At 34.9% G+C, this 23,219-nt stretch carries 24 protein-coding genes and 2 other annotated features; of the genes, 9 read left to right on the top strand and 15 right to left on the bottom strand.

What is annotated here, in order from left to right:
• Positions 1-216: 216 nt before the first annotated feature.
• The 3 genes from ACWNMZ_RS06520 to ACWNMZ_RS06510 all read right to left on the bottom strand — a co-directional run bounded on the left by ACWNMZ_RS06520 (position 217) and on the right by ACWNMZ_RS06510 (position 2,591).
• Positions 217-1,047, bottom strand: a complete 831-nt coding sequence (locus ACWNMZ_RS06520) for an aldo/keto reductase (RefSeq protein ID WP_031535727.1) — start codon at positions 1,045-1,047, stop codon at positions 217-219.
• Positions 1,048-1,177: 130 nt separating this feature from the next.
• Positions 1,178-2,035: an SDR family oxidoreductase gene (locus ACWNMZ_RS06515; RefSeq protein WP_031535729.1), complete on the bottom strand. Its 858-nt coding sequence runs from the start codon at positions 2,033-2,035 to the stop codon at positions 1,178-1,180.
• Positions 2,036-2,084: 49 nt separating this feature from the next.
• On the bottom strand, positions 2,085-2,591 hold the full coding sequence (locus ACWNMZ_RS06510) for a GNAT family N-acetyltransferase (RefSeq protein ID WP_031535731.1): 507 nt from the start codon (positions 2,589-2,591) through the stop codon (positions 2,085-2,087).
• A 276-nt stretch (positions 2,592-2,867) separates the two neighbouring features.
• Here ACWNMZ_RS06510 and ACWNMZ_RS06505 point away from each other — a divergent pair, with 276 nt between their 5' ends.
• Together ACWNMZ_RS06505 and ACWNMZ_RS06500 are read left to right on the top strand one after the other, a co-directional pair.
• On the top strand, positions 2,868-3,485 hold the full coding sequence (locus ACWNMZ_RS06505; protein ID WP_016201885.1) for a DUF47 domain-containing protein: 618 nt from the start codon (positions 2,868-2,870) through the stop codon (positions 3,483-3,485).
• 14 nt (positions 3,486-3,499) lie between these two features.
• Positions 3,500-4,498: an inorganic phosphate transporter gene (locus tag ACWNMZ_RS06500; RefSeq protein WP_031535733.1), complete on the top strand. Its 999-nt coding sequence runs from the start codon at positions 3,500-3,502 to the stop codon at positions 4,496-4,498.
• 71 nt (positions 4,499-4,569) lie between these two features.
• Here ACWNMZ_RS06500 and ACWNMZ_RS06495 read toward each other — a convergent pair whose 3' ends face one another.
• On the bottom strand, positions 4,570-6,219 hold the full coding sequence (locus ACWNMZ_RS06495) for a M20/M25/M40 family metallo-hydrolase (protein ID WP_031535735.1): 1,650 nt from the start codon (positions 6,217-6,219) through the stop codon (positions 4,570-4,572).
• Positions 6,220-6,428: 209 nt separating this feature from the next.
• Here ACWNMZ_RS06495 and ACWNMZ_RS06490 point away from each other — a divergent pair, with 209 nt between their 5' ends.
• Positions 6,429-6,998 carry a YitT family protein gene (locus ACWNMZ_RS06490; RefSeq protein ID WP_231512507.1) on the top strand — a complete coding sequence of 190 codons (570 nt, stop codon included), beginning with the start codon at positions 6,429-6,431 and terminating at the stop codon, positions 6,996-6,998.
• 78 nt (positions 6,999-7,076) lie between these two features.
• Here the strand turns inward: ACWNMZ_RS06490 and proC are convergent, their stop codons facing one another.
• From proC to ACWNMZ_RS06475, 3 genes are all read right to left on the bottom strand, one after another.
• Entirely contained in the window at positions 7,077-7,886 is an 810-nt protein-coding gene (gene proC, locus ACWNMZ_RS06485) for a pyrroline-5-carboxylate reductase (protein ID WP_031535740.1), read from the bottom strand.
• A gap of 92 nt (positions 7,887-7,978) precedes the next feature.
• The gene (locus tag ACWNMZ_RS06480) at positions 7,979-8,296 is read right to left on the bottom strand and encodes a hypothetical protein (RefSeq protein ID WP_031535744.1); all 318 of its coding nucleotides are present in this window, start codon (positions 8,294-8,296) and stop codon (positions 7,979-7,981) included.
• A 46-nt stretch (positions 8,297-8,342) separates the two neighbouring features.
• A complete protein-coding gene (locus ACWNMZ_RS06475; RefSeq protein WP_031535746.1) occupies positions 8,343-8,549 on the bottom strand; it encodes a helix-turn-helix transcriptional regulator in 207 nt (68 codons plus the stop codon).
• Positions 8,550-8,716: 167 nt separating this feature from the next.
• Between ACWNMZ_RS06475 and ACWNMZ_RS06470 the strand changes: the two genes are divergently transcribed.
• Positions 8,717-9,106 (top strand): helix-turn-helix domain-containing protein, encoded by a 390-nt coding sequence (locus tag ACWNMZ_RS06470; protein WP_031535748.1) that lies wholly within the window; start codon positions 8,717-8,719, stop codon positions 9,104-9,106.
• 94 nt (positions 9,107-9,200) lie between these two features.
• Positions 9,201-9,623, top strand: coding sequence for a DUF4395 domain-containing protein (locus tag ACWNMZ_RS06465; protein WP_031535750.1), 423 nt, complete (start codon positions 9,201-9,203; stop codon positions 9,621-9,623).
• A gap of 51 nt (positions 9,624-9,674) precedes the next feature.
• On the opposite strand, the gene thrS is transcribed toward ACWNMZ_RS06465, so the two are convergent.
• Positions 9,675-11,594, bottom strand: coding sequence for a threonine--tRNA ligase (gene thrS / locus ACWNMZ_RS06460; protein ID WP_031535751.1), 1,920 nt, complete (start codon positions 11,592-11,594; stop codon positions 9,675-9,677).
• Between the two features lie 44 nt (positions 11,595-11,638).
• Positions 11,639-11,866, bottom strand: a binding site (T-box leader).
• Between the two features lie 35 nt (positions 11,867-11,901).
• Positions 11,902-12,135: a binding site (T-box leader), on the bottom strand.
• Positions 12,136-12,365: 230 nt separating this feature from the next.
• Between thrS and ACWNMZ_RS06455 the strand changes: the two genes are divergently transcribed.
• From ACWNMZ_RS06455 to ACWNMZ_RS06445, 3 genes are all read left to right on the top strand, one after another.
• Positions 12,366-13,397: a fatty acid desaturase gene (locus tag ACWNMZ_RS06455; RefSeq protein WP_031535752.1), complete on the top strand. Its 1,032-nt coding sequence runs from the start codon at positions 12,366-12,368 to the stop codon at positions 13,395-13,397.
• Positions 13,398-13,556: 159 nt separating this feature from the next.
• The gene (locus ACWNMZ_RS06450) at positions 13,557-14,690 is read left to right on the top strand and encodes a sensor histidine kinase (RefSeq protein ID WP_031535753.1); all 1,134 of its coding nucleotides are present in this window, start codon (positions 13,557-13,559) and stop codon (positions 14,688-14,690) included.
• Positions 14,687-15,286: a response regulator transcription factor gene (locus tag ACWNMZ_RS06445; RefSeq protein ID WP_031535755.1), complete on the top strand. Its 600-nt coding sequence runs from the start codon at positions 14,687-14,689 to the stop codon at positions 15,284-15,286. Before ACWNMZ_RS06450 ends, ACWNMZ_RS06445 begins: the two co-directional genes overlap by 4 nt.
• Before the next feature lie 342 nt (positions 15,287-15,628).
• Here the strand turns inward: ACWNMZ_RS06445 and ACWNMZ_RS06440 are convergent, their stop codons facing one another.
• The gene (locus ACWNMZ_RS06440; RefSeq protein WP_031535757.1) at positions 15,629-16,333 is read right to left on the bottom strand and encodes an FAD-dependent oxidoreductase; all 705 of its coding nucleotides are present in this window, start codon (positions 16,331-16,333) and stop codon (positions 15,629-15,631) included.
• 188 nt (positions 16,334-16,521) lie between these two features.
• Positions 16,522-17,436, bottom strand: coding sequence for a class I SAM-dependent methyltransferase (locus ACWNMZ_RS06435; RefSeq protein WP_031535759.1), 915 nt, complete (start codon positions 17,434-17,436; stop codon positions 16,522-16,524).
• Between the two features lie 745 nt (positions 17,437-18,181).
• Here ACWNMZ_RS06435 and ACWNMZ_RS06430 point away from each other — a divergent pair.
• A complete protein-coding gene (locus ACWNMZ_RS06430) occupies positions 18,182-19,162 on the top strand; it encodes an aldo/keto reductase (protein ID WP_031535761.1) in 981 nt (326 codons plus the stop codon).
• A 98-nt stretch (positions 19,163-19,260) separates the two neighbouring features.
• Here the strand turns inward: ACWNMZ_RS06430 and ACWNMZ_RS06425 are convergent, their stop codons facing one another.
• From ACWNMZ_RS06425 to yhbH, 5 genes are all read right to left on the bottom strand, one after another.
• Positions 19,261-20,157, bottom strand: coding sequence for a phosphotransferase (locus ACWNMZ_RS06425; RefSeq protein WP_031535763.1), 897 nt, complete (start codon positions 20,155-20,157; stop codon positions 19,261-19,263).
• Positions 20,158-20,256: 99 nt separating this feature from the next.
• Positions 20,257-20,649 carry a DUF454 family protein gene (locus tag ACWNMZ_RS06420; protein ID WP_031535765.1) on the bottom strand — a complete coding sequence of 131 codons (393 nt, stop codon included), beginning with the start codon at positions 20,647-20,649 and terminating at the stop codon, positions 20,257-20,259.
• A 45-nt stretch (positions 20,650-20,694) separates the two neighbouring features.
• Positions 20,695-20,871, bottom strand: a complete 177-nt coding sequence (locus ACWNMZ_RS06415; RefSeq protein ID WP_155986735.1) for a hypothetical protein — start codon at positions 20,869-20,871, stop codon at positions 20,695-20,697.
• 221 nt (positions 20,872-21,092) lie between these two features.
• On the bottom strand, positions 21,093-21,581 hold the full coding sequence (locus ACWNMZ_RS06410) for a CBO0543 family protein (RefSeq protein WP_031535767.1): 489 nt from the start codon (positions 21,579-21,581) through the stop codon (positions 21,093-21,095).
• Positions 21,582-21,798: 217 nt separating this feature from the next.
• Positions 21,799-22,974: a sporulation protein YhbH gene (gene yhbH, locus ACWNMZ_RS06405; protein WP_031535768.1), complete on the bottom strand. Its 1,176-nt coding sequence runs from the start codon at positions 22,972-22,974 to the stop codon at positions 21,799-21,801.
• Positions 22,975-23,219 lie beyond the last annotated feature (245 nt).

Raw genomic sequence — 23,219 nt, 5'->3', positions numbered from 1 at the left:
AGTGAGGAATCATGCTGCAGCTTATTATTTACCCGTACGGTTTTTTTCACTATCTGCTTGTACTTATATTTACCACCCTTTGATTCTTTTAAACCTACTAAAAACATTCATTTTGTTAGGAAGATTTTGATAATATGTTTCAAAAAAAGATCTACACCATTTTATAATTTGGCATAGATCTTTTGTTCCTATTAAAATAAATAAAAGTGCAAGAAATTAAAAAATCACTTCATCTGGATTACTTCCAAGTCGTTCGTTCATATTTAATCGATCTATTTGATCCATTTCTACCAAGCTAAGTTGAAAATCAAATATCTCCGCATTTTCTTTTATTCTTTCAGGATGAATCGATTTTGGAATAATGATGTTTCCATTTTGGAGATGCCAACGTAAAATAACTTGAACTGGTGTCTTGCCATGTTTTTTTGCAATATAGTTAAGGGTTGGTTCATTTACTAATCGACCTTTAGCTATCGGTGACCAGGCTTCAATTTTTATCTCTTTTTGCTGACAGTACTCCCTTAATTTCTCTTGCGAAAGTCTTGGATGGAGTTCAATCTGATTAACGGTTGGAACCTCATTCGCATTTGCTAGCAAATGCTCTAAATGATGTTCCTGAAAATTACTTACTCCAATTGCCTTAACGACTCCTTCGTCATACAGTCTTTCAAGTGCTTTCCATGTTTCGACGTATTTATCTTTTCCTGGCCAATGAATTAAATATAGATCAAGATAGTCCAAATCCAATTTCTTTAAACTCGCTTCAAATGCACGTAGTGTAGAATCATACCCTTGGTCTTCATTCCAAACTTTTGTGGTGATAAATAGAGAATTCCTCAAGACAGCGCTTTCTTTTATCGCTTTACCTACCCCTTCTTCATTCTTATAAATGGCGGCAGTATCGATAGAACGATAGCCAAGTTCCAAAGCTGCTTTTACCGTTTGGATTACTGTCTCTCCTTCTTCTACTTTAAAGACGCCGATACCTAATTGAGGTATCTCTACTCCGTTATGTAGTTTCACTTTATGTTCGATGCTTTTGACCAAACAAAACACCCCCAAAATCAGAATTATCCATATAATAACACTTATTTGAATACTTCTCTATAATTTTGATTTAACTTTTTCATATAAATACTCGTTCAATAACCTCTTCTTGCTTCTAACAACAAAAAGACTACTTCTTAATATATTTTGAATTTAAGATAAATAGAACGATTTTCTCCCACCATTTCCAAGGAAGCATGTTCTTTAACAGGATTGTACTTCTCGTTCCTTTCCCAATGACATAGCGCAATCTTGGATGCTTTGTTTGAGCGATCGCAACTACTTTTTTCGCTACTTCCATTGGATCTCCATCCTTTATTCTATTTCTTTGTAAATATGTATCCAATTGTTTCATGTATGAAAAATACGGAGAAGAAGACAAGGTGGATTTTACGGTTACCTTCTTTCCTGTAGTCCAAATATTAGTTTGAAAAGATCCAGGTTCTACAAGAATTACCGGAATAGAAAAAGGAGCCAATTCTAATCTTAAGCTCTCACTCCATCCTTCTAATGCAAACTTAGAAGAGACATATGGTGATAAACCCGGAAATCCAATTTTTCCACTTATACTACTCATATTAATAATCATTCCACTCCCTTTCTCTCTCATGAAAGGAAGTACACTTTGCGTTACACGAATTGCCCCCAAAAAATTTGTTTCCATCTGAAGCTGATATTCATCAATCGGAATTTCCTCCGAAAAACCACCTCCAGCATAGCCAGCATTATTTATCAATAAATCGACTTGTCCAATATCCTGCAACATTAACGTTAAGTTCTCTACCGATTGGGCAGAAGTAATATCCAAAGAGGTGATCTTAATATTGGATATTACCCCTAATTTTGTTGCCGTATCGATTAATTGTTTTCCTTTGTTCCTATCTCTCATTGATGCTATAACGATATATTCTGATTTTGCAAATTCTAGTGCCATTAATTGACCAAATCCACTGTTTGCTCCTGTTATTAAGACTACTTGCTTCTCCACTTTTTCACCTTTTTCTTCCTTTATATTACATCCATTATTCGCTTAATAATCATTTATTTTCTTGATATTCCTTCCTTAATATGGACATCATATAAATTGATTGGTAATTATTATTTATTTTTATTGCTTCTCGTTGTAATCCCTCTATCTTAAATCCCTCTGATTCATATAGAGATTTTGCACGGAAGTTGTGATCTACTACCTCGAGCCATAATCGATTTGCATGCATGTCAGTAAAAGCCCATTGTTTTATTAAGTGCAACATTTTTCTTCCATATCCTTTTCCTTTTTCCGAAAAAGCAATTCTTTTTATTTCCATGCTATCATTTTCATCTTCCAATCCATTTATTAGGACATAGCCAACTGGTTTATTCGATAATCTTTCGATAACAAGTAAATGTAATATATTAGGATTATCTGTAAGCGCCCTTTTATGTTCCTGTAAGGACCATTGTAATATATAAGGACTATTAGTAGGATCTTTTTCTGTTTTTCGCACATAAGTTAATTCTGTCTCTTGTGTTTTTCGAATAAGAATCGTGTCATCGATTAACACGGTACCTCCTCCTCCCTAGGAATTATGTTATTACTATATTCTAGAATAACAAATTGGACACGGTTGTTAGGAAAGGAGAAATCGAAGGGAATATCACTAAAAATGTTAAATTAGTGCAAACTTTGTAAATATGTAAGGCTATTTTCTTAAAATTTCGTAAATCAAATATTAAGATTTTGTAAATTTATTAAAAAAACACTAGGCTATTCGACAAGTTTCCTATAAAATATGTAAGGCTTAGTCATAATTTGTTATATATTAATGGAGGTAACCGCAATGGTTTTTAAAAAACAAGATAAGTTTGCTGTTATGTTAAAAAATATCGCTTCAAATTTAAAAGAAGGAGCAGACTTTTTTGCTGACTATAAATTGACAAATGTTAGCGATTTAAAAACTTTTTCTGAAACAATGAAAGAAATCGAAACAAAAGGTGATACATATGTTCATGAAGTAATCACTGAATTAAATAAAGCATTTATTACACCGATTGAAAGAGAAGACATACTAGCTCTTACGATGAGTATGGATGATGTATTAGATGGTTTAGAGCATACTGCAGCACTATTTGAAATGTACAATATTATTAGTGCAGATGAATATATGCTTCGCTTTGTGGAAGAAATAAAGAATTGTGCAGTTGAAATTGACAAAGCAGTAGACCTACTTACAACAAAGAAATTACCTAAAATTAGAGAGTATGCTATTAGAATTAAAGATCATGAATCAAAATGTGATGGCATTTTACGACAATCTATTAAAAATCTGTTCTCTGTAGAAAAAGATCCAATTCGCATTATCCAATATAAAGAAGTTTATGAAAATCTTGAGGATATTGCAGACTACTGTCAAAGTGTCGCAAACACACTTGAAAGTATTATTATGAAGAACGCGTAAGGAGTCTTTTTCCAATGAATACATTATTAATACTTACTATATTAATCGTTGTCTTTGCATTAGCATTTGACTTTATCAATGGCTTCCATGATACAGCCAACTCCATTGCGACTGCAGTGTCAACAAAAGCATTAAAACCAAAGCATGCGATTATTATGGCAGCATGTATGAACTTTGTTGGTGCAATGACATTTACAGGCGTTGCAAAAACAATTACAAAGGGGATTGTAGACCCATTTGCTTTAACAAATGGTTCACTCGTTATCCTTGCTGCATTGATTTCTGCAATTATATGGAATTTGGTTACATGGTATTTCGGAATACCAAGTAGCTCATCCCATGCAATTATTGGGTCAATCGCTGGAGCTGCTATTGCTTCATCTGGATTCTCATCGCTTAATTATACTGGTTTTATTAAAATTATTGAGGCATTGATTCTCTCACCAATCATCGCCTTTGTTGTTGGATTTATCATATACTCCATTTTTAAATTCTTCTTTAGGGATTTAAATTTAACAAAAACAAATAGACGGTTCCGTTATTTTCAAATATTCACAGCAGCATTGCAATCTTATACACATGGAACTAATGACGCTCAAAAAGCAATGGGAATTATCACAATGGCATTATTAGCTAATAATTATGTTTCAACTGGTGATGTGCCATTTTGGGTGCAATTAGCATGTGCTACTGCAATGGGACTCGGAACTTCTGTCGGTGGATGGAGAATTATTAAAACAGTTGGTGGAAATATTATGAAAATCCGACCAGTAAATGGCGTTGCAGCTGATTTATCAGGGGCAATGATTATTTTCGGATCAACTTTAATTCATCTTCCAGTTAGTACAACCCATGTTATTTCTTCTTCTATTCTTGGTGTTGGATCAGCACACCGCTTAAAAGGGGTTAAATGGGGAACAGCACAACGAATGATTATTACATGGGTAATTACATTGCCAATTTCAGCAAGCATCGCTGCAATTTGTTACTACATTCTTCATTTCTTTTTTTAATAAAAAAATTTAGTACTATAACTAAAGCAAAAAAGCATCTTTACCCTTCGCGTAAAGATGCTTTTTTTATTTTAAAGTGTAAGTAATCTCTCTGTAACCTTTCTAATAAGTAAAGGCAAAGTTTGAAAAGTATAGGGTTTATATACTCTTTCCGTCCATTTATGTCCCCCTTTTCCATATACACCAATGTTAAGAGCAGGAATATTTAGACTCTGCATTTTTCCCAAATCTAATGGAAATAATTCATTCATTCCTGGAAAATTTGCGACCACTGTTTCAATCTCTGTTTGATTCCCATTAAATGCTAAGAAGCTACCGTCACATAAATAAGGGAAATACCCTCTTAACGGAAATACTTCCTTGTACTCCTCTTCCGCCTCTTGTAACACTTCTTCCAATACTTCTTTTAAATAAACGGACTGTTCATCCATTTGTAACGTATTAGATGGTAAGAATGGTGTAGCAAAAAACAGAATAACCCGAGGCTTCTTTTCTGGATCTAATTGCTGTAAGCCTTCTACTAGTTCAAAAGCTTTTAATCGATCATCTAAATCTTCCGGCAAGCTTTTTAGTAAGCTATTCAAGTGCTTTTCTGGTTCTTCTCCATGCTCCTTTAAATACTCTATATATTCTTGAATTGTCATCACATCTGTTTTCCAGTTAATCGACCGTTCTGGGAGATTATTCGCTTTACAAAATGCAGTGTAGTTATTCGCTAATTTGTTCTCTATCTTTACACATGCAGTTTGGGCGATCCTTTTTAAGGAGACTAATACATCACTTGGTGTTTTTTTATAAATAAAATAATTAAAATACATTCTGATACTAACAGGTGTTTGAACATTATAGCTTTGCTTACTCTCTTTCATAAACAAACAGCTAGGCGGTAGGACTAATTCATTATCCAGCTTTTCTGCTAGAGAAAAATTTTGATTAATGCTTCTATTAATCTCTGAAGCAATTAATGTCGGGTCAATCCCAAGCAAGCTTTCGCCAACATGTGCCTCTCTTCCTAAAATAGAAAAACAGGGCAATAACTTTCCTGCTCCCCCACAATATACATATTTTGTTTGATCTCCATTGTATAAAGGCGAAATGAAATCATTATTAATAGCAGCTACATAGGATAATCCTCTTTCTTGTTGAAGACGAACGAGTTCACCTAAAGCTCCTCTAATGCCAACATGCTGATTCTCCTCATCGGCATTGAATAAGATTAGAATATTTCCATCAAGCTTTTCTCGATGATTCATGTAATAGAGAATATTTGCTAGATGAATACTTATTCCACTTTGCATATCAAGAGAACCTCTCCCAAACATCCAATCTCCGCTTCGGGCATCGTGTCTAGCCTCTTCATCCCCATCATAGCTTTTAAAAAATGCTGCTAGTTTATCCGGATCATGAGCAATGTCCTTTAGCTTTCCATAATCTTCTATCCCTACAGTATCTACATGTGCATGGTAAATCACCGTTTCTTTTTTATTTGAATTGCCTTGTAAAAAAGCCCATACATTTATCCGTTCATCCCCTTCTATGTCCTGCTTCCATACATAATCTGGATATGCCTGAAAATAAGGAAAGGAGGCAATTATTTCATATAAATAGTTAGCCTTGTCTAATTCTCCTGCTGTTCCACTATAGCTTTCCATTTCAATAAGTCTTTTTGTCAAAAATTCTACTTGTTGTGCTAATGTTAAAGATGCCAATTGATTATACATACCTTCATCCCCTGGTTTTTCTTTAGTTTTAAGTTTATTGCTATTCTATCTATCTGACAACCTATTTTTCTGTCTATTCAAATTATTATATATAATAGTAGACTCTCTTATTAAAATATTTTTCCCTTCCACATACCCCCTTCTATTTTTCTTCTTTTTCACATAGATATGAATAAAATGGACAAGAAAAGTTAGGATGATGTTTAGTGATGGAAAAAATCGCTGCCATTTTTGTCGGGAGCTTACTAATAGGCATTGGGGTTAATGGGTTTTTAGTGCCTCATCATCTTCTAGATGGAGGTATTATTGGAATTGGGCTTATCCTTCATTATCACTATGACATTCCAACAGGTCTTTCGATGATGATTTTAAGTTTACCCTTGTATATACTTGTTTGGTTTTATAATAAGGATTATTTCATTTATGGAATTTTCGGATTTCTTACTTCTTCTTTTTCTATTGACGTACTTTCTTTTTTACGAGAAATCTTCTCGCTAAATCTTGTATTAAGTGCTATTCTCGGTGGAGTAATTATTGGAGTTGGGATTGGGGTTATGCTTCGATTTGAGACAAGCACCGGGGGAACAGACCTTCTTGCCCAAGTGCTTGCAAATATCCTATCCATTCATGTGGGAATCATCATCTTTTTAATAGACGGTATAGTTTTATTAAGTGGCTATAAAATTGTCGGTATTCCTACACTTATAGCCTCTTTTATGACTATTTTCTGTGTCGCTATCTTTACGACATTATTGTCAAAAAAGAAGATTTCCATCTAGTTTTGAATGGATATAAAAAAAATTAGTAGGAGAATCACCGTTCCCTATTCCTACTAATTTTTCAGATAAATTCCATAGCTATTTTTGCATGTTTTTATTTTTCAGGTCACAGCTTTCCATTGCCGCTAAAATTGTCCCTCTAAATTGATGCTGTTCTAACGTAGTGATTGCTTCAATCGTTGCTCCACCAGGTGTGCATACTTCATCTTTTAATACCCCAGGATGCTTGCCTGTTTCTAAAACCATCTTCGCAGCACCTAAAACAGATTGGGCAGCCAATTTATAAGCTTTATCTCTTGGAATCCCACTACGGACACCGCCATCTGCCAATGCTTCAATAAACATATACACATATGCTGGAGAAGAGCCGCTAATGGCTGGAATAGAATCCATTAAACTTTCTTCTACCAGTTCTACTTTTCCAAATGATGCAAACATATCTTTTATAAAAGCAATGTCCTTTTCGTTCATCCGATCATTTGCACAAAATACAGTCATCCCTTCTCCTACAAGGGAAGGAGTATTTGGCATAGAGCGAATAACCTTTATTTGCTTGGACATTTGAGATTCTATGTATGCTATATCAATTCCAGCAGCAACTGTAACAATGATTGTTTCTTCCTTCACATAAGAGGAGATTTCTTGTAACACCTCTCCATATAAATGTGGTTTAACCGCAACAATTAGAACATCCGCATAACTTGCTACTTGTTTATTATCCAAGGTAGTTTCTATTTGAAAAGCTTCCTTAACATTTTGTGCGCTCTCTGCCGACTTTGTGCTTGCCAAAATTTCTTCTCTCTTCGCAAAAGAAGATTGAAGCATTCCATTTACCATCGCCTGGGCCATTTTTCCACACCCAATAAAACCAACATTTCTTTTTTTCACTCTGATCTTCCTCTCTCGTTAGTCTCTTTACTTTTACATAGTACGAGAAGAAAATCAACCAATCCTTCTAATCGATTGAGTAAATAGAATAATTAACACATAATTTTTGGACCATTTTTCCTTTGATACCCCGGCTTGATCTGTTCCATTCTAATTGCTTCTTTCATACATAAATTTCCCTTCTCTGAATGAAATGATAGTAAACTAATCCCAAATTCAATCAATGATACAAGAATAATTTCCATTTCCATTCCATCTAGCTTTAATGTACAATCGTTGCTTGTTGTTACTTTCTCGCTTACCATTTCTAAAATGAATAGAATTCCTTTGGATGCATTTCTTATACTAAAATCCAACGCCTCTTTTATTAATAAAAGATTTTCCTCGGTTACGTATATTTGCTCCTTCACTATAAACCTCCTTCATACCTATTAAATTCTATTCTTATTGCGAAAATCATTTAACTATATAATCTGGAAGAAAAACTTCGTCTGGTGTTTTGGAAAAAATACTAGATATCTGTACTGCTTGTTCATAAGATAATCCTCGTTTGCCATTCTCAATTTGCCAATAATATGACTTTGTAATGCCTAGCTTATCAGCCATCATTTGATAGGTATAGCCGTATTGCTTTCTTATGATACGCAGTGTATTCCAATGCATTTTTTACACCCCATCTACCAATCATCTTTTTTCCTTTTATTAAAATTATACGTAAACCAGTAGTTTACTTCAATATAAAATTCCGTATTTGTTAACAAATATTCATCATTTACTGTTAGCTATTTGTTAACATATAATAGAAGTATCGAAATGAGGAGCTGATTCAGATGAATTTTCCAGAAAGATTGAGGTATTTACGTAAGTCAGCAAACATTTCTCAACAAACGCTTGGGGATGCAATGAATGTGACAAAGGTATCTATCTCAGGGTATGAAACAGGTAATCGAAAACCTGATACAGACACATTACAAAAACTTGCTGATTATTTTGATGTAAGCATTGATTATCTCCTTGGCCGCTCAGAGACAAAGGAAGCAAGAGCATCCTATCAAACGGCAGAAAAGGAAATTACGATAGAAGAAGCTTTACTCCTTTCTCAATTACAGAAATATCCATCTATGTATAATCATTTAATAACCGACCCAGAAAAAACGGTTCTTCAGCTGTATAGACTATGGAGTTTTTTAGAAGAAGAGAAGCAGAATAAAAACTTGTAAGAATATTGACCTTACAAGTTTTTATTTAATTCTTAACAAATTTCTTATAAGAGCGTATAATATACATAATTCTTATAAGAAAGGTTGGTTTTTTGTGACTACTCTAGCGAAAACAATTCCACAGCCATTAGTTCGTACTAACCAATGGATTATTTTTCTTTCTGTTTTACTTAGTTTATTTACGCAGCAATACTGGATTTTGCTTATTCCTCTTTTAGCAGGATTAGGCGGTTTATTGTTTCACTGGAATCCCATTATGAAATTAGCCAGCTTGTTTCTCCAAAAACCAAGGAAGGAATACCGTCAGGAAGACTGGGATCAACAACAGTTTAACCAAATTATTGCTGTAGTTTGTTTGGCTGCTGGCTCTATTTCCTTTTTCCTTAACTGGAATATTGCCGGCTACATCTTTACGATTATGGTTGGGGTCGCTTCTATCGTTGCCATCCTCGGATTTTGCATCGGTTGTTTTATCCGATTTCAATGGAAAAGATATCAATATAACCGTAGCCTGTAAATAGAAAATGCATAGGGATTCCATATAACTTATATAGAATCCCTTCCTATTTTACAGACTTCTTTCTTTTATTTGCTTTTCTATCATATGTTTGAATGTTTCTATAGATAGTCCTTCAGAATCCGCTTCTCCATACTTTCTTACATTTACTTTATTTTGTTCTTTTTCTTTATCCCCGAGTACTAATATATATGGTATCTTTTGCATTTGTGCTGCTCTGATTTTATACCCTAATTTTTCGTTGCTGTCCTCAATCTTCACTCTTATCCCCGCTTCCTTTAAAGCAGATTGAACTTCTAGGCAATAATCTAAGTGAACAGTTGAGACTGGAATAATTTCAACCTGTGTGGGGGCAAGCCAAACAGGAAAGGCACCTGCAAAATGTTCAATGAGTATTCCAAAGAATCGATCAATTGACCCATATATAGCACGGTGAATAACAACGGGACAGACTTTTTCATTGTTCTCATTAATATAAGCTAGGTTAAAAAGCTTTGGCATTTGAAAATCAAGCTGAATTGTTGCACATTGATGACTTCTTTTTAAAGCATCCTTTATATGAAAATCAATTTTCGGACCGTAGAATGCTCCATCTCCTTCATTAAGAATATATTCTATTTCAAGATGTTCTAAAACATTTTTTAATGCACCTTCTGCCAATTCCCAGATGTCATCCCCTTCCAACGAATCTTCTGGTCTAGTAGAGAGTTCCACAGTATAGGCAAATCCAAAAGTACGATAGACTTTATCAATTAATTGAAAGATGTTTTTTATCTCCTCTTCGATTTGATCTTCTCTTACAAACAGATGGGCATCGTCTTGGCAAAATGTACGAACACGAAGCATCCCGTTTAGTGCACCACTGTATTCATGACGGTGTACCTGACCAAATTCAGCTAATCGAATGGGCAAATCACGATAAGAATAGAGACTATTTTTGAATATAAGCATATGCCCCGGACAATTCATCGGCTTTAATGCAAATTTTTGTTCATCTACTTCGGAAAAATACATATTTTCATGGTAATGATCCCAATGACCTGATTGCTTCCACATTCGCTCATTCATCATCAACGGAGTCCTCACTTCTTCATAACTAGCCTCTCCTTGAAGATCTCTTGAAAATTGCTCTAATTCATTGCGAATAATTTGTCCTTTCGGTAAGTAAAACGGCATGCCAGGTGACTCTTCTGAAAACATAAACAGCTCCAATTGTTTTCCTAGCTTGCGATGATCCCTTTTAGCAGCTTCTTCTATCATCTCTAGGTATTCCGCTAATTCCTGCCGACTCGAAAATGCAACTCCATATACTCGCTGCAATACTTCGTTCTCACTATCCCCTCTCCAGTAAGCACCAGATACACGCATTAATTTAAATGCTTTAATAAAACCTGTAGAGGGAAGATGAGTGCCACGGCATAAATCAATAAACTCTCCTTGTTGATAGAGGGAAATCGGTTCATTTTTTGGTATTGCCTCTAAAAGCTCCAGTTTAAACTTCTCCTCCTTTTCTTGAAAAAGCTCGTTTGCTTTCTCATATGATACCTCTTTTCGAATAAAGGGAAGATTTTCCTTGATAATTTTTTTCATCTCTGTTTCAATAGCTTCTAAATCATTGACCGTTAAACGATGGTCAAGCTTCATATCATAATAAAAGCCGTCCTCTACAACTGGTCCGATTGCAAGCTGAACATTCGGATACAATCTTTTCACCGCTTGTGCCATTACATGGGCGCTGGAATGGCGCATAATAGAAACACCCTCTCGGGAATCTATTGTTATAATAGACAAATGTACATCTTCCTCTATGCGATGACTTCTATCTACAATCCATTCGTCATTTATCTTTGCACCAACTGCTTTCTTCTTCAAACTTACACTTATAGACTCAGCAATTTCAGCGACCGTACTCCCCTTCGGAAAATCCTTGCTATTTCCATCTGCTAATACTACCTTAATCATTTTGTTCACTCCTCTTTTTGTTTTTGGGTATAAAAAAAACACTCATCCCTAAAGAAAGGGACGAGTGTCTTTACCCGTGGTTCCACCCAAATTCCCATGAAAAAACACAGTGGTTTTCTTATGGCTTGGTGCAGTAACGTTGCATAAACGATATTGACTACTTCTAGTTCACCAATATAGCTCAAAGGTGGTAAATTATTTCCCTTTGCTAGGAAGCTCTCACCTGTTCTTCCCTCTCTGATAACAGTAAAAATAATTCATGTCCTTTTCATTGCTTTATTATAAAATTGAAAACAAAAAACGCACTCATCCCGAAAGAAGGGACGAGTGCATTTACCCGTGGTTCCACCCAATTTCCCATAAAAAAAACATATAAAGGTTTTCTCATGGCTTGGAGCAATAACGCTTGCATCTACGGCATTGGATACTAATAGGTTCCCCAATGCTGCTCAAAGGTGGTAAGTTACTTATTCTGCGTTAGGAAGTTTTCAGCAATTCTTCCCTCTCTGGAAACCGAAATAGTAGCCCATGTCCTTATCAAAGCTTCTAATAATCAATTTTTTAACATTCTATTATAGAATGGAAATATTTGCAACCATTATTTCATTAAAATTATTCACCTAAGAAAATATTTAGTATGTTTTTCCTTTATTAACAGAACCTTTTCAGCGAAAAAAACTATATGACAAATGTCATATAGTGAACATGACATGTATGTCTGCCAATATGTTTGGCTTATATTTATACTATAGATATCCATTAAGAGAAGGGAAGTTAAAAATGAATATAAAAAATTTAAAACAATTGAGAACTGCTGTTGCACCTTTTGAGAAATCCACTGTAAAGATAAGTGTCTGGCAGCTCGTAAATACTATTCTGCCCTTTGTCATACTATGGTTTGCAGCATACAAAAGCTTAAGTATTTCTTATATTTTAACCTTTGTAATCGCGATAGCAGCAGCAGGATTTTTAGTTAGGATTTTTATTATTTTTCATGATTGCTGTCACTTTTCTTTCTTTAAGAACCGTAAAGCAAATAAGATTTTAGGGACTATTACGGGAATCTTAACATTATTCCCTTATAGTAAATGGCAGCATAGCCACTCTATTCATCATGCAACAAGCAGTAACCTGGATAAACGAGGAGTCGGCGATTTATGGATGATGACAATAGAAGAGTATGAAAATGCCTCTTTGTTGCTAAAAATCAAATATCGCTTGTACCGCAATCCGTTCATTATGTTTATATTAGGACCTATTTATGAATTTCTTTTAGCAAATCGATTCAACCGTAAAGGGGCTAGAACGAAGGAAAGACTAAATACGTATATAACGAATATTTCGATTGTGTTGTTAGCTGTGCTTCTTGGAAGTACGCTTGGCTGGTCTTCTTTCTTGCTTGTACAGCTACCAATCTTTCTAATATCCGGTTCAGTTGGAGTTTGGCTGTTTTATGTGCAGCATACTTTTGAAGACACTTACTTTGAGGAAGATAAAAATTGGGACTATGTAAAGGCAGCCGTAGAAGGAAGCTCTTTCTACCATCTTCCAAAATGGATGCAATGGCTGACTGGCAATATTGGCTACCACCATGTGCATCATTTAAGTCCAAGAGTTCCTAATTACAACTTAGAACAGGTCCATAAACAGACAGAGCCTCTACAGAATGTTCCAACCATAACACTAGCAAGCAGTCTTCGCTCTTTAAAATTCCGTCTGTGGGACGAAAAAGACAAAAAGTTTATCAGCTTTTATGAATGGAAAAAGCAGAAGAAACCCCTTTCCATATCTGCAAGATCTGAAATGCCCTAAAAGAAAGTTCATCAGTCGGGTCTGAAGAATAAAACAGAAATATTTCGTTTGCTTTATGAACTATCTGAGCAGCAATTAGAAGGGATTAATACCATTAATTGCTGCTTTGTTTATGTTAAAATGGATAAATAACAGTTAATAAAACGAGGTCAGAATCTGATGATAAAAAGATTAGAAGTGTTAAAAAAAAGCACCGGCATATCTCCTTATATTTGGACATTGCTTACCATTTTGCCATTTTACTTTATATTCCATGCTTCTTCAGCAGTTGATGTGATTTCTGGCATCATCCTGACCATCTTATTTTTTCTTTTTTATAGAATCGCTTATCTTTCAAAAGGCTGGACAATCTATTTATGGCCTTCCTTATTAATTGGGATATCCACCTTTGCCATTTATACATACAGCTATGTATATTTTTCCTTTTTTCTTTCCTATTTTATTGGCAATATAAAAAAACGGATTCCCTTTTTCATCCTTTACTTTATCCACTTGGCAGTTACTACATTTGCCATTTACTTCAAAATTATACTAGGTGATCCTTTGCTGATAAAACAGCTTCCCTTTGTGCTGATTATCTGGTTTGGCGTAATTTTATTGCCCTTGAATATTCAGAACCGTAAAGAGAAAGATCAGCTGCAGGAACAATTGGAAGATGCGAATAAGCGTATTTCTCATTTAGTTAAACTGGAGGAAAGACAGCGAATTGCCAGAGATCTTCATGATACACTTGGCCAAAAGCTTTCCCTGATCGGTTTAAAAAGTGATTTAGCCAGAAAACTAGTGTATAAGGATCCGGAACAAGCTCGCTTAGAACTGAAAGATATTCAGCATACTTCAAGATCAGCGCTAAACGAAGTCCGAAAAATGGTCTCTGAAATGCGTGGCATAAAATTAAAAGACGAGCTCCTTCTTGTAAAAAAAATAGTAGAAGCAGCTGAAATTAACCTGACTTGCGATATAGCTTCCAATCTAAGAATATCATCCATTGCCGAAAATATTATAAGCATGTGCTTAAAAGAAGCTGTTACAAATGTTGTTCGACATAGCCATGCAACAGCTTGCTCTATAAGCATCCACCAAAATAATAAAGAAACAATTATGGAAATCAAGGATAATGGAACCACTCCTTTTAAGGAAGAAGATGCTCACAATGGTAACGGACTAGCAGGCATGAGAGAAAGATTGGATTTTATCAACGGTACGATAGAGATTACCTCGAAAGCGGGAACGATAGTAACAATAGCCGTTCCGCGGGATGGAAAAATAATAGAAAGGGAGGAGTTATTATGATCCGGATTGTTATTGCCGAAGATCAACGCCTTCTTTTAGGTGCACTGGGATCATTGCTTGATTTAGAAGAGGATATCACGGTTGTTGGCAAAGCAAACAATGGGGAAGAAGCCATTCAGCTAGTCAAAGAAAAAAATCCTGATATTTGTATAATGGATATAGAGATGCCTGCTAAAACTGGATTAGAAGCAGCTGAAGAACTTATGAGCCACCCATGCAAAGTCATTATATTAACTACCTTTGCTAGAACTGGTTATTTTCAGCGTGCATTAAAAGCTGGTGTATCAGCTTATTTGCTCAAGGACAGTCCAAGCGACGATTTAGCAAATAGCATCCGCAGTGTGATGGAGGGAAGAAGAATTTACGCTCCAGAATTAGTCGATGATGTTTACAAAGAAGAAAATCCCCTTACCGAACGGGAAAAAGAGGTTCTTATGCTAGTTGCGAATGGCAAAAATACAAAAGAAATCGCTCAAGAACTATCTATTAAAACAGGAACCGTGCGAAACTATATCAGTATGATATTAGACAAACTTGAAGTAAAAAACCGAATAGAAGCCATCACCAGATTTAAGGAAAAAGGATGGTTTAAATAGAATAGGACTGGGAACTAAGTCGTTTCATTGCGCTACAGACGCACGATGCGCCGGGGAGGAAGCTGAGCCTCCCTCGTCACTACGTTTAGGCCACTGAAAAAGTCTAGTTCCCCAGATTAAATGAGGTTTTATTTATTTGAAAGCAAATAATAAGTTGGTTTGGAGAGGCGTCCGCTCCATTTCACTTCGTTTTCAAACCTTTTTCTAAAAAACACGAATATTTTTGTAAATTAATCGCATAATAGTTCATGTTTATTTCAGTTGAAATGCTGATATCCCAGCCTCTTTTTCGTTCATGTTTTTCGCAATCTTAAATAATGGTAAAGATAGCGAACTCTAAATTTAATTGATTAAAAACTTAGACAGTTCATTTTCACGCTTATCAAGCATAATCTGTTCAGGCGTTATTCCCTGCTCACGTAGTACTTCAATATTCTGTACAATGAAGTCATCACTTCCAACAATATAGAAGTGTCCATCCTTGTCTGCAGCAAGATTTTTCACTTCTTCATAATAGTCCTTACGATTATCGACGAACTGAGCGCTGAAGTTCTTTTCAGGTGCAGATTTAAAAATATCAGTGAATAAGAAAGCTTTTGATGAATCGATGTTCAAGGAATGAATTTGATTGATGTTGTCAGCACGCTTGAGATATTCAAGTACAAGTGATCTGAAAGTAGCCAGACCTACACCTGATGATAACAAGTAGACATTTTTGCTTTCTCTTTTAAGCGGTATATTTGATTGCGTTTTAAATATTGCCACTTCATTGCCAACTTCAAGATTTCTTAAAATCGATTTGAACTCAGAGCACTGCTCTTTAATACGCGTTGTAATACCAATTGCATCTTCATCCGGTAAAGAAGAGATTGACATATGGCGAACAAGGCTGCGGTTTGGTTTGTCTCCGGCATTAAAACCTTTTAGTGCAAAATGAGTATAGGACCCTTCCTCCCATGTAAAGTCTTTTGGACAGTCGAGCAAGTAAGTTTTTACCTCAGGTGTTTCCTCAATAATCTTATTTATTTTCGTCCAGTATATTTGCATTATATATTCTCCTTGCTCCATTATTAGTATTGTATTATCTACTATACAACAAATGATAATTATTCTCAATTAAAAAGATTAATAATTTCAGAAAACTTTATAAAGTAATTTATTTCTCTAGATGCAAAAATCCTTACCTGTATTTAATAAATCTTAACAGGTAAGGATTGGAACAATTAGGAATAATATTAATTCTTCACTGCATGTACATAGTGAACGGTTTCGAATGCTTGTAGATTATCATTTCGATTAGAAAAATACTGATTTTGAATATCTTGTGGTGATAAATGCTCATAAATTAATAATTGTTCATTAGCAAGTAATTTTTCTAATTCTGAAAGGGAGGATGCAAATTTCATTGGTTCTCCAGCAGCTCGAGCCATCTGCACCATATTTTGTACACGATTGAAAATGCCAGGTTCCGTAAATAAACTTTTATCGGCAAAATCAAAAATAATAGAGCTCCCTCTTGGAAGGTCTTTAAAGAAGGCATGCATCAATTCCTGAAGCATCTCTTTTGTTAAATAGTAAGACACCCCAAGCAAACTAAAAACTGTTTTCTTAGAAAAGTCAAATCCTGCAGCGACTAGTTTTTCTAACGAAAGCTCCTTCGTGAAGTCCATCGCTACAAATTTTAAACGGGAAGGTATTTCATAGCCTGCTTGATCTAAGCGCTCTTTTTTAAAATTTTGAGTTGATTGGTGGTCAATTTCATATACAGTAACATTTGGTAATGAATCGTAACGCCAAGCAAAAGTATCTAAACCTGCACCCAGAATGACGTATTGCTCAACCCCAAGTTGGCATTCGTTCAATACAACATTTTCTGCGTATGCAGCTCTCGCAAGTGGTGTTGGTGCTAGTTGAATTTGTGTTACCCACTTTAATATTGCTTCATGATTCCCTTTTAATTTTTCAGCCATTTCTGCACTAAAATAAGGAATGCCGTTGGACATATTTTCTGAAATGGATTGATATTCTGCTGATGATAAGAAATCTTGTGCTATATAATCATGGAATATAATCGGATTATCCTCTTTCACATGATATGCTCGACTAAATGCAGAAACTAAAGAAGTTAAACTGAATTCATCATTCTTCATTGTTACCACTCCAATAAAAAAAAGATTCCCCTGGCCAGGAGAATCTTATTATATCAGCAATATTTATTATTGTGAATTATAGCACAAATTGATTTTTTTGTCAAATATTTCAACTCTTTTTTTCTGCTAATTTTCTACTAAACTACCTTTAAAGCTACCCAAGCAAAGAACTAGTAAAATAAGCGTTAGCTCTTAAATCGAACCCCAGCTCTCCTCAGATGACTTTCTCTTTAAACAAACGACTGAAAGCCTTATCAGTAGTATTGATTTTTTCCACCATTGTTTCCATCCAATAATTTTATTAAAGTGCAATCAGTGAGGCAATGGTCATTATGATGAATACAAAAGAAGCGGTAAACCATATTGTATTTTTGGTTATATTATCTTCCTCCTGTATTTTCTTTAGTAGTGAAACAAGATTTAAACAGAAAATAATGCAATAAACTGGTAATAAATAAAATCCAAAAATAGCAAAAAACTCTATCATTCATTCACATCCTTAACCTTCTATTCAATAATACTATTCATTATTAAACCACATGATAAGTTTAAATTTGGTAAAACAAATGTTTTTCATATTATCTAATCACTTTTCACTCTACTTAATATTACCAAATATTTACTTTTCCAAAAATGAACAATAATATTTGCTCTTCCAATTAGGTAAATCTTAACAGACAGAATCCATATCCCTCGCTTAATTAATAACCACTCTTTATAATAAAACCAAAAGGAGGAGTAGTAAATGGATTATATTAAATTAGGTTCTACTGGTTTAGAAGTCTCCCGTCTTTGTCTTGGTTGTATGAGTTATGGAGAACCCAATCGTGGTGGTCATGCTTGGACATTAACAGAAAACGAAAGTCGTCCATTTATCAAAAAAGCATTGGAGCTTGGCATTAATTTTTTTGATACTGCAAACGTCTACTCTGATGGGTCAAGTGAAGAAATTGTTGGACGTGCATTGCGTGATTTTACGAATCGTGATGATGTCGTTCTTGCTACAAAGGTACATGGCAGAATGCGTCAAGGCGCTAATGGTGCTGGCCTTTCCCGAAAAGCAATTATGAGTGAGATCGACAATAGTTTAAAAAGGCTTGGTACCGATTATGTCGATCTCTATCAAATACATAGATGGGATTATGAAACTCCAATTGAAGAAACAATGGAAGCATTGCATGATGTAGTCAAAGCTGGGAAGGCCCGCTATATTGGTGCTTCCTCTATGTATGCATGGCAATTTTTAAAAGCAAATCATATAGCGGAAAAGAATGGATGGACTCGTTTCGTATCGATGCAAAATTATTTAAACCTGCTCTATCGCGAGGAAGAACGAGAAATGCTGCCCCTTTGTAAAGAAGAAGGGATTGGGGTCATTCCTTGGAGTCCAATGGCACGCGGCCGTTTAACTAGAGATTGGGAAGAAACAAGTACTCGTAAAGAAACCGATGAATTCGGAAAAACGTTATACTCCCACACTGAAGAAGCGGACCGTCAAGTAGTAGAACGAGTAAAAGCAATAGCAGAAAAACGCGGCGTACCTCGCGCGCAAGTTGCACTAGCTTGGGTATTACAAAAGGAGACTGTTACTGCACCTATTATTGGCGCAACTAAGCTCCACCATCTTGAAGATGCAGTTGCTGCTCTTTCATTAGAATTGACACAAGAAGAGATTGCTAACTTAGAAGAGCCATATATTCCCCATCCAGTGCTGGGATTTAAGTAATTAATAATAATAACCGGGCGTAAACAATTATGGACCGTCCGGTTATTTTATATTCAGCTACTCATGTTTTCATCCAATAAATCCATAACGATTCATTCTCATGACAAAGCCAGAGCTAAACTGATTTTCCCTTCTTGATAAAGACTCTTATCCTTCTTGTCTATACTGTAAGCAAGCAAGGAAATTATCGTAAATATTGCTTTAAATTGAGCGAGTTTTAACATATCCTCATCAACTTCCCCATAAATAGAGAAAAATTGCTTTCTACCTTCAATAGGAAACAGACTGTAAGCAATCGATAGATCAACAGCAGGATGACCAATATGTGTATCTCCCCAATCAATAATTCCCACAAGTTCTTTATCTTCATTAACAAGCATATTACGAATATGCAGATCACCGTGTGTAAGGACATGAACAGTCGGAACGGCTATATGTGTTATATTTTTTGCATAGTCCTCAGCTAATTGGAATAAAGGTATATTTTCATGTATCAGCAACTTCTTCATTGAATCGATTAAGTGGGATTTTCTTTTATCGATATGAAGTCGATCGAACTCATCATATGGGACATTCTTGAATTGCTCTGTTGAAAAAGAATGTAATTTATTTAAGAAAAGTGCTAATGGTTTTACCATTTGCATTCTTTCTTCATTCGTTACATCTTGTGGAGTATTTCCTGGTAAATGCTCATACCCTATGAAAACTAGTGAAAAATCCTGAGTTTCTGTACCTAAATAAATCGGCTTTGGAATTGGAAGTGGTAGTTTACCAGCAATTATTCGTAACAATGCCCATTCGCTTCGTAATAGCTTAACCGCAATTTCTCTTCTTGGAAATCGAAACGTATAACGATTATTGACGAGAAATATAGTATTATCAAATCCCTCTCCTATTTCTATAATAGAATGAACACTAATTGAAAACTGAGTCTCAATTAAATGAGAAGCTAGTTCCCTTGTTATCGTATATTCTGGATCCCATATATTTGGCATTAGACCACCTCCTCTCTAATCATTTTTTTACTACTAAAAAGCACATTTTAAAAAGATAAAAAAAGGATCTACCAAAAAGGTCTATCCACTGGGTTATGCTTATTTTTTTATGGTGATTTCTGGATTCTCTCTTTTTGTCTTTATAATAAACATCGATATTGCTTGGGCAACCGCAATACATCCCAAGATAATCCTAGTAAATGGATGATCAACAAGGACAGCACTAATGGCTAAGCAAATATAACAAGTAATGATGATTTTTATCTTTTGCTTTTTCGTTAACTCTCCTTTGCGAAATCCTTTGACATACTCATGATAGAAAGTTGTCGAACGAAACCATTTATTGATACGCTCAGAACCTCTTGTGTAAAAAAAGGAGGTTAATAATAAAAAAGGGGTAGTTGGCAACAAAGGTAAAAACACGCCAATAATCCCTAAAACTAAAAAGAGTGTCCCTAAAAATATATAGATCCATCGATAAATAGGCTTCATCTTTCGCTCCCCTTTCTACCGTTTTTAAGAAGAGTTACATATCCACTATCGTCTTTTTCTTTTCGCACCTCTAACAACAACATCTCTTAGACCAAAAAGAAGCATAATAACACCAGAGGATAAAAACTCCACCCTGAAAATATCCGTATTAAGGATTCCAGCTGCATATAGAACTATTCCGATAACATTAAGTAAAAGAATGATATTTACGATTTTCGTCATTTGCTTTCCTTTCTTGGATCAACATTCTATCCTATTCACGTCAATAAGTATTTACTATTTATGAATGAAACAATCTGTGTTACACTATTCTACTTCGCTATTTTACAATAAAAAAAAGGAAATAACTATGTATTCTTTTAAATTAGGGCAGAAAGAATGAATATACATCACCATTTTCCCCCTGTGATTAGGTTCATAAACATATTAAGAAGGAAACTGAATTATTTAGTTAAAAAATTCAGTTTCCTTAGAGTCTCTATAACTAATCTAGTTAATAAAGATTTCAGGATAATACTTAAAAAGCTATAGTACCATCTCCACCCTTTTTTCCATTCAATTAGCTTTGTTTTTCTTTCAGCCCATAATTCAATAAAATAAAAGGGAATGGTAAATAAAATCAATTTATAGAAAACAGCAAAAGGTTTATCTCTCTTCGTTAATTGGTTGTAGAAAACGGTAAATGTAGGATAAATTAAGAAGTCAAATAATATATGTATTCTAAATTTCTTGGGCAGAAAACGAACTGGATATCTAATTACTTTATGAGATGTTAAGATCATATCAACTATCCCATTTGTAATACCATTATACACAAAAACAATAATCCAATCCCTAATAGGGGGTTTTCTATATAAAATTGGCAGCAGGATCAGTAAATTTAGGATTAATAATCCCTTTAAAAATCGCTTCTCCATTTTATTTTTCTCCATTAAATAACCGCCTCTGCATTAATATGTGCTTCCTTAAGCAGTTTATTCCTTGCTATTGATTATCTGTATTAGTTACATAAGAATATGGCACACTAAGTTTTAAAAGGTGGTAAATTTAGATTTTGTTTATTTACCCTTATTTAACAGGGACAGAGAATACTACTTGTCCCTTCCCACAAAAAACACAACCCATATAATGAGTTGTGCTACATTTTCTTTATGCATACATCTGTCCTTCTTCCTCTTTTCGGAAGAAACTTGTCATCGCATTAAATACATCTGCTTTTTGTCTTAATAAGTAGTAACGGAACTTTTCATCTTGAATGTTTTTGTAAGCGGACATAAGCGTACTGTGCCGGTTGTATTGATTGACTTCCCCATATCCAAACATATTGGAAACTTCCATCAGCTCTTCTACTAATTTTACACATCTAGCATTATCTGACGTTAAATTGTCTCCATCTGAGAAATGAAATGGATAAATATTGAATCGACCTGGATCGTATTTATCATCAATCAACTCTAATGCCTTTCTATATACAGAGGAACAAATGGTGCCTCCACTTTCTCCTTTTGAAAAGAAATCCTCTTCCGAAACGACTTTTGCTTCTGTATGATGGGCAATGAATTCAATTTCTACTGTTTCATATTTGGTACGAAGAAATCTTGTCATCCAGAAGAAAAAGCTTCTAGCCATATACTTTTCCCATAAGCCCATCGAACCGCTTGTATCCATCATCGCAAGAACGACTGCCTTTGATTCTGGCTTTTGCACATCATTCCAGGTTTTAAATTTTAAATCCTCTGGATAAATGGGGTGAAAGGCTGGTGCTCCAGACATCGCGTTACGCTTAAATGCAGATATCATTGTTTTTTTCTTATCAATATTACCCATTAATCCTACTTTTCTAATATCATTAAATTCAATATTCTCCACGACAATTTGATCTTGCTCTTTTCGTTTTAAATTCGGCAATTCTAATTGCTTGAATAAGGCTTCCTCTAATTCCATTAAAGATACTTCTGCCTCAAAGTAATCTTCTCCTGCCTGATCTCCTGCTCCTTGCCCTTTTCCTGGGCCCTTTTGATTTCCAGATCCATCGCGTGCGACCACATCGCCAACCTGACTATCTCCATTTCCTTGCCCTACATGTTTGTTTTTGTCATAATTATATCGAATTTTGTATTCGTCCAACGAACGAATCGGAATTTTCACAACTTCTCTACCATTTGACATGACGATGTTTTCTTCTGTAATTAAATCAGGTAGGTTATTTTTAATGGCCTCCTGCACTTTTTCCTGATGACGTTGCTGATCATCATGGCCTTTGCGATGGAGGGACCAATTTTCTTGGGATATTACAAACTGATGTTTATTTGGTTTTTCCGTCATCTTACCCCTCCTAAAAATTTTTTATACTTTTTTTGCACGAATCAAGTGATTTTCGCATACACTAATTTGGGTATCACTATATCTTAATAAAGTGGTTACTCTATCATATGCAGATGGACGAAATAATTTACTAATAATTTCGATAATTTTACTTTTTTTAGAAATAGCGTCGTTTCATGTGTTCCTATTTCATGGCACATTATTCTCCCCAAACTTTCCTATTAGGCAAAAGAGGAACAGACGCC

This window comes from Niallia sp. Marseille-Q9988 (assembly GCF_976954375.1).
This window is presented reverse-complemented; position numbering and strand designations above follow the sequence as displayed.